Genomic DNA, 2,282 nt, shown 5'->3' on the forward strand with positions numbered 1-2,282 from the left:
TCCCTCTCCGAAAGGAACGCATCATGAGCACCAATCCGTTCGAAGACCCCGACGCCACCTACCTGGTGCTGGTCAACGACGAGGGCCAGCACTCGCTCTGGCCGTCGTTCGCGCCGGTTCCCGCGGGCTGGACCGTCGCGCTGGCCGAGACCGACCGCCAGTCCGCGCTCGACCACATCACCGCCAACTGGACGGACCTGCGCCCGAAGAGCCTGATCGAGGCGATGAACGCATGAGCGGGCTTCCCCTGATCATCGAGGGTGACGGCGCGTCGATCCACGACCGGATCCAGCTCGACCGCCCCGACATCCGCAAGGCGCTCACCGAGCACGGCGCCGTGCTGTTCCGCGGCTTCGCGGTCGGCGGCGTCGAAGGCCTCGACCAGGCCGTGCGTGAGCTGTCCGGCGCGCCGCTGACGTACTCCGAGCGCTCGACCCCGCGCAGCCGGATCAGCGGGAACGTCTACACCTCGACGGACTACCCGCCGCAGGAGGAGATCTTCGCCCACAACGAGAACTCCTACCAGGCCGTATGGCCGCTGACGCTGTACTTCTACTGCATCGAGCCGCCGCTGACCCAGGGCGCGACCCCGCTCTCGTCGACCCGCGAGGTCTACGAGTCCATCGACCGCGACATCCGTGCCGAGTTCGAGCGGCGCAAGTGGATGGTCGTGCGCAACTACAGCGACGAGCTGGGCCTGCCGTGGAGCGAGGCGTTCAACACCGACGACCGCGCCGAGGTCGACGCCTACTGCGCGCGCAACGGCATCGAGACCGAATGGCTCGAAGGCACCAAGCTGCGGACGCGCGCGGTGCGCGAGCCCGCGCACGACCACCCGGTGACCGGTGAGCGGGTCTGGTTCAACCACGCCACGTTCTTCCACGTCAGCACGCTTCCCTCGGAGATCCGCGAAGGACTGCTGGAGATGTGCGGCGAGGAGAACCTGCCGAACAACACCTACTACGGCGACGGCGAGCCGATCCCGGACGAGGTCGTCGAACACCTGCGCTCGTGCTACCGCGCCGCGTCCACCCGGTTCGACTACCAGCGCGACGACCTGCTCGTGGTCGACAACATGCTCTCCACCCATGCCCGTGAGCCGTTCACCGGACCGCGCCGCATCGCCGTCGCGATGGCCGAGCCCTCGAACGCCTGACCGGGCCTTTTCGCTGGAGCGTCAAAGGCGTAGAGGGCCCCGGACGCTTCGGCCAGGCTCCTTGGAGCGACGAAAGGAAAGCACGTGCAACGCCTGAACCTGCCAGCCGAGGACGTCGACGCGATCTGGACCGTCGTCGACGAGCTCGCCGTCCGTTATGACACCGTCGAGTCCGCCGAGTTCCAGGCGGAGGCCCGCGTCTTCGCCGACGAGCTGCCGCGCGGGGTGCGCCGCGCGCTCAACGACTTCCGGCTCACCGAGCCGACCGGCGTCTTCGTGGTGTCCGGACTCCCGGTCGACGACGCGGACCTCGGACCGACCCCGCAGCACTGGAAGGACAAGCCCGCGCAGGTCCCGACGCTGCGCTACGACATCGCGTTCTTCCTGATCTCGCATCTGCTCGGCGAGCCGATCGGCTGGGCCACCCAGCAGGACGGCCGGATCATGCACGACATCTTCCCGATCAAGGAGCACTCCGGGGAGCAGATCGGCTGGGGCAGCGATGAGCTGCTCACCTGGCACACCGAGGACGCGTTCCACCCGCTGCGCACCGACTACCTCGCGCTGATGTGCCTGCGCAACCCGGACGACGTCGAGACCACGGCCGCCGACATCGCGGACGTGCGCATCGACGACGACCTCAAGAAGGCGTTGTCCGAGGAGCGGTACTTCATCCTTCCCGACAACTCGCACCGCCCGGAGAACGCGGTCGAATCGTCCACAGAGGACGCTCAGGTCGCGCAGCTCAAGCAGCGCAGCCGCCAGCGCGTCGAGAAGGCGCTGAGCGAGCCGGAGCCGGTCGCCGTGCTGTTCGGCTCGCCGGACGACCCGTACGTCGTCTGCGATCCGTTCTACATGCAGGACGTGCAGGGCGAGGAAGAGCAGAAGGTGCTCGACAGGTTCTTCGCGGCCGTCGACGCCGCGATGGGCGGTGTCGTGCTGAAGCCCGGCGAAATCCTCTTCATCGACAACTACCGCGTGGTGCACGGCCGCAAGCCGTTCCGTGCGCGGTTCGACGGCACCGACCGCTGGCTGCGCAGGCTGAACATCGCCCGCGACGTGCGCAAGTCGCGGGAATTCCGGCTGAGCGCGGACAGCCGCGTCATCTACTGAGCTAGGGGTCAGC

The 2,282-nt window shown here is 68.1% G+C and carries 3 protein-coding genes; all 3 read left to right on the plus strand.

All coding sequences use genetic code 11. From position 1 onward, the window contains the following. Positions 1-23 precede the first annotated feature (23 nt). The 3 genes from AB5J62_RS20185 (at position 24) to gntD (ending at position 2,269) form a co-directional block, all read left to right on the plus strand. Positions 24-236 carry an MbtH family protein gene (locus AB5J62_RS20185; RefSeq protein ID WP_370949846.1) on the plus strand — a complete coding sequence of 71 codons (213 nt, stop codon included), beginning with the start codon at positions 24-26 and terminating at the stop codon, positions 234-236. Further along, positions 233-1,156: a TauD/TfdA family dioxygenase gene (locus AB5J62_RS20190; RefSeq protein ID WP_370949847.1), complete on the plus strand. Its 924-nt coding sequence runs from the start codon at positions 233-235 to the stop codon at positions 1,154-1,156. Before AB5J62_RS20185 ends, AB5J62_RS20190 begins: the two co-directional genes overlap by 4 nt. 84 nt (positions 1,157-1,240) lie before the next feature. Then, on the plus strand, positions 1,241-2,269 hold the full coding sequence (gene gntD, locus AB5J62_RS20195; RefSeq protein ID WP_370949848.1) for a guanitoxin biosynthesis L-enduracididine beta-hydroxylase GntD: 1,029 nt from the start codon (positions 1,241-1,243) through the stop codon (positions 2,267-2,269). Positions 2,270-2,282: the final 13 nt, after the last annotated feature.

This window comes from Amycolatopsis sp. cg5 (assembly GCF_041346955.1).
Classification (GTDB): domain Bacteria; phylum Actinomycetota; class Actinomycetes; order Mycobacteriales; family Pseudonocardiaceae; genus Amycolatopsis.

Bases quoted from the DNA above. Each gene is read 5' to 3' on its own strand.
- AB5J62_RS20190 (WP_370949847.1), top strand. From the start codon at position 233: ATGAGCGGGCTTCCCCTGATCATCGAGGGTGACGGCGCGTCGATCCAC.
- AB5J62_RS20185 (WP_370949846.1), top strand. From the start codon at position 24: ATGAGCACCAATCCGTTCGAAGACCCCGACGCCACCTACCTGGTGCTG.